General features: G+C 41.3%; 6 protein-coding genes. 3 read left to right on the forward strand and 3 right to left on the reverse strand.

Annotated elements, in window-relative coordinates:
- Positions 1 to 12 precede the first annotated feature (12 nt).
- A complete protein-coding gene (locus ABD010_RS03840) occupies positions 13 to 2,238 on the forward strand; it encodes an MMPL family transporter (RefSeq protein ID WP_343810443.1) in 2,226 nt (741 codons plus the stop codon).
- A 139-nt stretch (positions 2,239 to 2,377) separates the two neighbouring features.
- Here the strand turns inward: ABD010_RS03840 and ABD010_RS03845 are convergent, their stop codons facing one another.
- From ABD010_RS03845 to ABD010_RS03855, 3 genes are all read right to left on the reverse strand, one after another.
- Entirely contained in the window at positions 2,378 to 2,665 is a 288-nt protein-coding gene (locus tag ABD010_RS03845; RefSeq protein ID WP_343810445.1) for a transposase, read from the reverse strand.
- An 85-nt stretch (positions 2,666 to 2,750) separates the two neighbouring features.
- On the reverse strand, positions 2,751 to 3,143 hold the full coding sequence (locus ABD010_RS03850) for a YuzC family spore coat inner layer protein (protein ID WP_343810447.1): 393 nt from the start codon (positions 3,141 to 3,143) through the stop codon (positions 2,751 to 2,753).
- A 106-nt stretch (positions 3,144 to 3,249) separates the two neighbouring features.
- Positions 3,250 to 4,299, reverse strand: coding sequence for a C45 family autoproteolytic acyltransferase/hydrolase (locus tag ABD010_RS03855; protein ID WP_343810463.1), 1,050 nt, complete (start codon positions 4,297 to 4,299; stop codon positions 3,250 to 3,252).
- Between the two features lie 194 nt (positions 4,300 to 4,493).
- On the opposite strand from ABD010_RS03855, the gene ABD010_RS03860 reads away from it, so the two are divergent.
- Positions 4,494 to 6,188 carry a peptide ABC transporter substrate-binding protein gene (locus ABD010_RS03860; protein WP_343810448.1) on the forward strand — a complete coding sequence of 565 codons (1,695 nt, stop codon included), beginning with the start codon at positions 4,494 to 4,496 and terminating at the stop codon, positions 6,186 to 6,188.
- A 350-nt stretch (positions 6,189 to 6,538) separates the two neighbouring features.
- Positions 6,539 to 7,879, forward strand: a complete 1,341-nt coding sequence (locus tag ABD010_RS03865; protein WP_343810449.1) for a hemolysin family protein — start codon at positions 6,539 to 6,541, stop codon at positions 7,877 to 7,879.
- The last annotated feature ends 163 nt before the right edge of the window (positions 7,880 to 8,042 follow it).

Here is an 8,042-nt window from a genome sequence, read left to right on the forward strand (position 1 = left end):
GGGGGAGATCTGATGAATTTTTTACAGAAATGGGGAAAGGCCGTTGCTGGCAAAAAAAGCCGTTTAGCCACACTTATAATATGGACTCTGGTAATTGGAATCCTTACTTCCATATGGCCTCAGGTGAATCAGGAAGAAACAGCAACAACCAATTTGCTGCCTGAGGATGCTATGTCGGTGGAAGCAACAAATATTATCAACGAGCAATTTCCAAATGACAACGGTGTCCCGCTGTTATTGGTCTGGTATCAAAATGGTGAACTGACTAAAGCCGATTATGAAGCGATTCAATCTGTTTACAAGCAGCTGAAACAGGATCCGCTTCCACATCAGTCGTTAGTACCGGATGTTGCTGCGATTCCTGTACAGGCATTGCAGCAACAGGCGTCAAGCGATGGTGAGGTTCTGACCACACCAATATTTTTTAACAAAGGAGCGTCAACAGAAGCATTACAGGAATCGATGGATACGTTTAAAAAGCTGGTTAAAAAGAATCTAAACGAAAATCCGTTTGATGGCAGCATTACCAGTGATGGACTGCAACTGCGCCTGAGCGGTCCAGTCGGAATCCAGACAGATGCAACGCAACTGTTCAGCCAAGCGGATATTACCTTGTTAATAACTACGGTTGTACTTGTTTTAATTCTGCTTATTGTGTTATACCGTTCGCCGATTCTTGCAGTGGTTCCCTTGATAAGCGTTGGGATCGCATATGGATTGATCAGTCCGCTGCTGGGATTCATGGCGGATCAAGGATGGATTGAAGTTGATGCACAAGCCATCTCCATTATGACTGTTCTATTGTTCGGAGCAGGAACTGATTATTGTTTATTCCTGATTTCCAGATATCGTGATGAATTGCAGCTCGAAGCAAATAAATATACAGCCCTTCAAAAGGCAATTGGTTATTCAGGCGGGGCAATTATGATGAGTGCGTTGACAACGGTAATCGGGCTTTACTCCCTATCGTTAGCTCAGTATGCATCATATGACCGTTTTGCTGTACCGTTTAGTTTGGCCATATTGATTATGGGGATAGCGGTGCTCTCTTTCCTTCCATCTATATTATCAATGCTTGGGAGAACCGCGTTTTTCCCGTTTATACCACGTACGGAGAAGATGGCACAGGAATTGGAAGCCAAAAAAGGAAAGCTGGTCCGACATCCTAAAACGAGAAGCCGCTACAGTAAAGCCATTGGAAATGCGGTTACCGGAAAACCGTGGCTGATTATTATCATTTGTACGATTTTTCTGGGCGGACTTGCACTTCTGGTACCTAAAATTCCATTCACCTACGGGGTGTTTGAATCGTTCCCGGATGATATGCCATCTAAGGAAGGATCTTCATTAATAGCTGAACATTATCCGCCCGGAAAAATTGCGCCTGTACAGGTGATCATTGATACGGAGGGTAAAGATATTTCTCTGGCAGACGAACTTGCTTCGCTTGATATGGCGGAGAGCGTTGGTGACCCGCGAATTGGCGAAAAAAATTCAGATTATCAAATGTATGAAGTCATCTTGTCGATGGATCCTTATTCAACAAAGGCAGTTCATCACATTCCTGAGATTAAGTCTGCAGTTGCAGGGTACTTAGAAGAAGCTGGAGTTGATGATGCTTCCCGGAACGTATGGCTTGGCGGTGAAACGGCAGCACTTTATGATACGGAACAGGTTACCGGTAAGGATCAGCGTATAATTATTCCGGTTGTCCTCATTATCATTGCAGCACTATTGCTTGTTTACCTTCGTTCGATTGTTGCCATGACCTATTTATTACTTACAGTCGTATTGTCGTATCTTTCTGCATTAGGATTGGGCTGGCTTGTGATTCATTATGGTTTCGGTGAACCTGCCATGCAGGGTTTGATTCCATTATACGCATTTGTATTTTTGGTTGCCCTTGGTGAGGATTACAATATTTTTATGGTCTCAAGCATTTGGGAAAATCGTAAACATATGCCACTGAAAAAAGCTATAGCGGAAGGGGTTGGTCAAACTAGCAGTGTTATCAGCTCAGCAGGGTTAATTTTAGCTGGAACATTTTCCGTATTGGCTGTAATGCCAATGCAGGTACTGGTCCAGTTTGGTACAGTGACTGCCATCGGAGTGTTACTTGATACCTTTATTGTCCGGCCGTTACTCGTACCTGCTATAACGACAGTGCTCGGTAGGTTTGCTTTTTGGCCGGGTAAGGTTTCGAGGAAAAACGATGATAGAATACACGATAGTGAATAGAGATGTTTGATTTTGAAAGCTGAAGAACAGGACCTGTGGCTAATCCATGTCTGAACCAAAAAATTTGCTGGAACATACAGTGAACGGGAGGTGAGGAACAATGGATGCTCAGGTCCTGTTTTGATGGGGATGGGACAGTTCATCTATTTTCCAATGTAACTTTCAGCAGCAAATAAAGGAAATAAACTCCTAAATAGGCGCCCGCAATTAAGAAATAAGGATTTAAAAACACAGCATGAATGTTTGTCATCATCACTGTTTTATCTTTAATAATCTGATAAACCGACAATGAAGTGATATTACCAAATATAAGAGCCGCTATAACAGCTGCCCAATTTATAAAAATTTGGAGTTTCTTCCAGCGCTTTTGAGCAAAATACATAAGTATAGGAAACACAATACTTCCGATTATCAGCAGGATTTTCATACCATCATCCTTTAGTGTGGAGTAATAATTCATCATAAGCACTTTGGTATTATTTCCTATCAATGGTAAATGATACGTTAAACAATTATTTGCCCCATTTCAACGTGATATTCAGCGTGCAACAATTACCACCTTGTTTGGCAGCTGGCGACTGCAGTTTAAAAATAACCCCTGATGGTGTGTAGCTGGTGTTAATGGTCACATATAACGCTTCGATTGACTGAACCAGCCGATCGACTTCTGCTTGTTGGTTCAGCTGAGCAGCTTCCATAATTTTTCCGGAGTATTCTGTGTCACTCAACCTTTCCAATAAAATTCCGCTCTGCTGCAACAAAACCTGAAATTCTTTTATGGACTGAGAAAGTATTGTCGTATCAACAGGCGGATACTGACGTGCGTACGAAAACGGGTTGTGGAATACAGGCGGATGTATCTGGATCAGCGGGTGTCCATGGTAATTACGACGTGGATTGTACATATTGGCACCTCTTTTTTTGAAAGATTTTATACAGCCTATGGTTAGGTGCCCGGTCTTGTGTCCCTGGTTTGGCGAAAAAAGCCAGGTGCTGTGTCCTGGCTTTGCGTTATATCTGTTCCATGTTGACAAACGGATCCTGATGCTCCAGTTTACCTTTAATTTGTTTGACGTTTACGTTGTCACCCCGCAGCCATTTGGCAAAGTCGAAAATGACCGGTTTCCGATCCGGACCTATCACGAACCATGCTTTCAACTCATTCGGGAAGTATACTGCAGTGTGAATGGTTCCAGCGGCAGCATCATATTTTTTGGAAAAAATTCCGTGCTCAATACCGTTCATTACGTTGAACGCTTCGTATGGATTTGCGGTAAATTGCTGCTGTTTTTGGATACTTTTCTCCCGTTCACGCGTTTCCTCCTGACGGTAACGATTTTCTTCATCAAGCAGGTGAAAGTGGTTTGTGCAAACATTGGATTTCCGTGCTGCGACCTGTCTTGGTGACGCTTCAATAACATAAGAGTCTCCGCTGCGATCCAAGACTACATAACTGAATGAGTGCCGGTGCGGAATTTTCTTCAGCAGCGAAATGGCCTGATCCACACTGGCACATGTCTCTAAAATCAGCCGTCCAATCATATTGCACAGAAAACCATCACCGGATTTTTTGCTGTGGGTAAAATTATAGCCCATCACAAGACCTTTTTCATTCATCCCATCAATCCGCCCGGTTATTTGCATCGTTGGACCGATGACGGCATAACCGCTGTCAGTCGGCTGATAAAGCATATACCTTCCTTCGTAGCCTTTTGGATGACTGTCATAATTCCGGACCATAAAGCGGGAGTCCGTGAAAATGGAACAGCCACTCCGGACAAATTCCAGGTAGTAACCGCCAAAGAAGCGAAAGGCCTTATCCATCTCCATGTCTAATGCATCGGCAAGCCCGCGGATTTCATCCAGGATGCCTGGTGCGACAGTTGCCATGATTTTCTGGTAGACTTCCGGATCAATGAGAAAGTGCCGGTCTTTCTTCGGCCCCCATTGTTTTTCCCGGTTCGGCAAAATAGGTGAATTCTTTAGAAGACGACCTTGAAAATAACCGAAATCATAATGGGTTCCCCGATATTGGATAACATCACTGTAGTACTGTTTCATCATATTCATTCCTCTTTAAAAGCCTATTGTCAGTGTACGCTATGTGGCTCGTAAAGGAAATTGTAATGCATTGAATGTATTTCCATTCGATTTATATTGAGTATTGAAAAGAGTTATAATATTTTATATACTAAGGATGTCATTTTTTTGTCACATTATTGTGAAAAAATATACGTTACAGGAGGACTGATTTTATGAGGAAAGAAAATGCAATTAGGTTTTGTCTTATAACACTAATGCTTGTTATTGGTTTATTAATGGCAGCATGCAGCAGCAATTCTAGTACAGCCAATGAGGATACTGATGACACTGTAGACAAGCAACAGAATAAGGAGTTGGCTTCTAAACAGGAACTGAATTTTGTATCCAGTTCGGATTTACCGAATGTGGACCCCTCCACAGCTACGGACGTGACTTCTTTTAAAGTTATTAATAGAACGCATGTAGGACTAATATCAATTGAAAAAAAGAAAGCGGTTCCAGACATTGCGGAGGCGATGCCTGAAGTGAATGAGGATAAAACTGTTTACACATTTAAAATTCGTGATAATGCTGTATGGTCTAATGGTGATCCGGTGACTGCCAGTGATTTCGTGTTCTCGTGGAGAAGGGTGTTGAAACCCGAAACTGCTTCACAGTATGCGTATATCATGGATGCGGCCAATATTAAGAACGCAGCTAAAATTATGAACAAAGAAAGTGATCTTTATGGGAAAGTGGAAAAACTGGGAGTAAAAGCAATCGATGAAAAGACGTTACAGGTGACCCTTGAGGGGGCGACGCCTTATTTTGTAAGCTTAATGTCATTTGTTACGTTTGCTCCATTGAATGAAGAATTCGTAAAAGAGCAAGGTAATAAATTTGCGAAAGAACCTGAAAACATGCTTTCCAACGGCCCGTACATATTATCGGAGTGGAAACACGGTACAAGTTGGACACTTAAAAAGAATGATACGTACTGGAATGCAGACAATGTTAATATTACAAAAGCAAACTACAAGGTTGTAAAAGCACAGAATACCCAGCTGAACTTGTACAAATCCGATGAAATTCAAATGGATGGACTCTCCTCTGAACAAGTCGATGCATATAAAGATAAATCGGACTTTCATAAAATTCCGGGAAATGGAGTTTTCTGGTGGAAATTGAATGTAAATAATGTTCCGGAATTTAAAAATGAAAAAGTACGGAAAGCCATGTCAATGGTGATTAATCGTGAAAATGCTGTAAATGTTTTATTGAATAATGGCTCCCTGGCTGCTCAATACGCAGTTCCAAAAGATTTTGCAACTGGGCCAAACGGTAAGGACTTCCGTGATGGTGTTGAAGATTATCTTCCAGGTGGTGTAGAAGAAGCGAAACAATTATGGAAAGAAGCAAAAAAGGAAGAAGGCATAGATACGCTCAAGTTAGAGTATTTGACTACAGACAGCGATGTTGCAGCGGAACTTGGTGAATATTTCGCTAACCAACTTGAAAAGCTGGAAGGTATGGAAGTAACTATTAAAAAACTTCCTTGGAACGCATACCTGGAAACGGACACCAATGGGAATTACGATATCGGAGCGGGTGCCGGATGGTTTCCGGACTACAAAGACCCGATGACCTTTTTAGGCTACTGGTATAGCGATAACCCAAATAATACGACCGGAATGGAAATTGATGATTATGATAAATTAATTGAAAAGGCCCGAACTCTCGGAGCGAAACCGGAAAAACGCTGGCAGGTGTTGAAGGAAGCAGAAAAAGTATTGATTGAAAATGCTTATGCGATTCCGACTTATCAGAGCGGAAGTGCAACAATACTCAAACCATATGTAGAAGGCGTGGTATTTCAGAATTATGGTTACTCAACGTATTATCGTGAAGCAAAAGTTTATAAACATTAGGTAATAGCTAAAGAATCCATTTTGAAAAATAAATCAAAATGGATTCTTTTTGATGTTATTTATGTATCTGATGATAGAAAAAGCTTTTGACCTATTGAAGCCTTGAGCTTTAGCTGGCTGCAATAACTAAATAGTTGATTAAGCAACAGGGATTTAAATTGTTAAACGAATTTATTTGCAATATGCTATAATACTAAATACGGTATTTAATCGTTTTCCCCATCCAGGAAAATGTTTTTTTACGCAGCTAGGAAACTGTATAAGAAAGGGTTTCTAAAACAGCATAAAATGCTTAAATGGGATTCCCCGCAGCAACAAGCGAAGTGTTTTTAATTTTGGGAGGGTATAAAGTGACAGTTGCGTTAGCAATTCTTGTCATATTGATTGTTTTAAACGGTTTTTTCGCGGCATCGGAAATAGCTCTGGTTTCATTGAACGAAAGTAAAGTGGAGCGGCAGGCTGAAAGTGGGGACAAAAAGGTCAAAAAGGTTTACGATTTGATAGCTGAGCCGAGCCGTTTTTTATCAACGATTCAGATAGGTATTACATTGGCCGGATTTCTGGCAAGTGCATTTGCAGCTGATTTCTTTGCTGATCCGATTGCACAGGCATTGCAGGAAATGGGGGTTCCGCTTGCCCCATCGGTACTTCAAACAATTGCAGTTGTTGGGACAACGATCATTTTGTCATATTTCACGCTGGTTTTTGGTGAATTGGTACCTAAACAGCTTGCATTGCAAAAGGCGGAACCGATTGCCAATTTTTCAGTAACCCCACTGACATGGTTGTTCAAGGTATGTTTGCCCCTGGTTAAGTTCCTAAGTTTCTCAACCAATACAACGGTAAAGTTATTTGGAGTTGATCCGAATGCCGAAAACGATGAGGCAACAGAGGAAGACATTCGATTGATGGTTGATGATGGTGGTAAAAAGGGGACCATCCAGCAGGCAGAACAATTAATGATTAATAATATTTTTGAGTTTAATGATAAAACGGTATCTGATATTATCACACACCGGACTGATATATCTGCCCTGGCCGTCGATGCATCGTTACGGGAAACAGTCAAATTGGTTAGTTCGGAAAGGTTCACGCGATTTCCTGTTTATGATGGAGATATGGATCATGTTATCGGGTTTTTACATTCGAAAGATTTGATTCAATTTTTGGAAACGGACGATAAACATTCATTTTGTCTGCAAGATATAACCCGAGATCCTTATTTTGTGGTGGAAACGCAAAATTTGGATGTCATTTTCAAAGAAATGCAGCAGAACAATATGCATATTGCCGTCGTCCTTGATGAATATGGCGGTACAGAAGGGTTAATCACGATTGAGGACATTATTGAAGAAATTGTAGGCGACATATTCAGTGAACATGTCGGTCTTGAAGTGATGAAAGAAGAAGAGGAAATAAAACAGATAAGCGAAAACAAGTATACTATTCTGGGGACCATTCACCTGCATGAAGTGGAAGATTCACTGAACGAAGAGCTGCCGACGAATGATTTTGATACGTTGAGCGGATTTCTGATCAGCCAGCTTGGCCATTTTCCACAGGTAGGGGAGCAGCCGAAGATATATTATGGCAATGTTATTTTTGAGGTGAACGAGATAACGGAAAAACGGATTGAAAAAGTAACAGCAACGGTTGTTGAAAAGAACGATGAAGTTGCAAATGGTGTATAGCACGAATGAAAGTCAGTCTCACAATGAGGCTGATTTTTTTATTGTCTAGGAAATTATAAAATTTTGTAGATGTGGATAATGCACTTGCTCCTAATCAGCCACGTCCAGCTCCAGCGCCCAGCGACTAGCAAACTTCACACTTCCTCACTACGATAAAGAAGAC

The organism is Virgibacillus siamensis (genome assembly GCF_039522605.1).
GTDB classification, from domain to species: domain Bacteria; phylum Bacillota; class Bacilli; order Bacillales; family Amphibacillaceae; genus Lentibacillus; species Lentibacillus siamensis.

Coding starts and splice junctions, on each gene's coding strand:
- ABD010_RS03840 (WP_343810443.1), top strand. CDS start 13: ATGAATTTTTTACAGAAATGGGGAAAGGCCGTTGCTGGCAAAAAAAGC.
- ABD010_RS03850 (WP_343810447.1), bottom strand. CDS start 3,143: ATGTACAATCCACGTCGTAATTACCATGGACACCCGCTGATCCAGATA.
- ABD010_RS03855 (WP_343810463.1), bottom strand. CDS start 4,299: ATGAAACAGTACTACAGTGATGTTATCCAATATCGGGGAACCCATTAT.
- ABD010_RS03860 (WP_343810448.1), top strand. CDS start 4,494: ATGAGGAAAGAAAATGCAATTAGGTTTTGTCTTATAACACTAATGCTT.
- ABD010_RS03845 (WP_343810445.1), bottom strand. CDS start 2,665: ATGAAAATCCTGCTGATAATCGGAAGTATTGTGTTTCCTATACTTATG.